The sequence below is a fragment of the Paenibacillus terrae genome (genome assembly GCF_000943545.1).
Lineage (GTDB): Bacteria > Bacillota > Bacilli > Paenibacillales > Paenibacillaceae > Paenibacillus > Paenibacillus terrae_A.
Window position 1 is genome coordinate 1 of the sequence record NZ_JTHP01000186.1, and the last position, 876, is coordinate 876.

Sequence of the window (876 nt, forward strand, 5' to 3'; positions counted from 1 at the left end):
CTTCGATGAGCCATGAAGGACTCGAACCTTCGACACCCTGATTAAAAGTCAGGTGCTCTACCAACTGAGCTAATGGCTCTTAAAACTGGTGGAGGATGATGGATTCGAACCACCGAACCCGTAAGGGAGCAGATTTACAGTCTGATGCGTTTGGCCACTTCGCTAATCCTCCATATAAAGGTGGCTCGGGACGGAATCGAACCGCCGACACGAGGATTTTCAGTCCTCTGCTCTACCGACTGAGCTACCGAGCCATATCCATTAACAAAAAAATAAAGTGTGGAGGGATCCCCCTTCCCACTTTAGTACGTAAAACTATCATATTGAAAAATGGCGGAACTGACGGGATTCGAACCCGCGATCTCCTGCGTGACAGGCAGGCATGTTAGGCCTCTACACCACAGTTCCCTGAATTTTTCAAAAATGGTGCCGGCGAGAGGACTTGAACCCCCAACCTACTGATTACAAGTCAGTTGCTCTACCAGTTGAGCTACACCGGCACAATGGTGGAGGCTGAGGGGATCGAACCCCCGACCCTCTGCTTGTAAGGCAGATGCTCTCCCAGCTGAGCTAAGCCTCCTGGGTATGTATGGTAGCGGCGGAGGGGATCGAACCCCCGACCTCACGGGTATGAACCGTACGCTCTAGCCAGCTGAGCTACACCGCCATAACATAATATTTCGCCAGCTTGTCCTAAATGGCGGAGAGAGAGGGATTCGAACCCTCGCACCACTTTCGCAGTCTAACCCCTTAGCAGAGGGTCCCCTTATAGCCACTTGGGTATCTCTCCATGTAAATGGACTCACTTAGCAAAAATTCCGCGCGTTATTCTATATATCACCATAGTGAATTAGAATACCAAGCGTAATTTCAAGG

General features: G+C 50.3%; 8 tRNA genes. All 8 read right to left on the reverse strand.

From position 1 onward, the window contains the following. Positions 1 to 6: 6 nt before the first annotated feature. The 8 genes from QD47_RS29555 to QD47_RS29590 all read right to left on the reverse strand — a co-directional run bounded on the left by QD47_RS29555 (position 7) and on the right by QD47_RS29590 (position 790). A tRNA-Lys gene (locus tag QD47_RS29555) sits at positions 7 to 79 on the reverse strand. Between the two features lie 7 nt (positions 80 to 86). Continuing rightward, positions 87 to 172 (reverse strand) — tRNA-Tyr (locus QD47_RS29560). 9 nt (positions 173 to 181) lie between these two features. Further along, positions 182 to 254, reverse strand: a tRNA-Phe gene (locus QD47_RS29565). Positions 255 to 331: 77 nt separating this feature from the next. After that, a tRNA-Asp gene (locus QD47_RS29570) sits at positions 332 to 408 on the reverse strand. A 16-nt stretch (positions 409 to 424) separates the two neighbouring features. Beyond that, positions 425 to 500 (reverse strand) — tRNA-Thr (locus QD47_RS29575). A gap of 4 nt (positions 501 to 504) precedes the next feature. Next, a tRNA-Val gene (locus QD47_RS29580) sits at positions 505 to 580 on the reverse strand. A gap of 10 nt (positions 581 to 590) precedes the next feature. Continuing rightward, positions 591 to 667, reverse strand: a tRNA-Met gene (locus QD47_RS29585). Between the two features lie 31 nt (positions 668 to 698). Next, a tRNA-Ser gene (locus QD47_RS29590) sits at positions 699 to 790 on the reverse strand. Between the last annotated feature and the right edge of the window lie 86 nt (positions 791 to 876).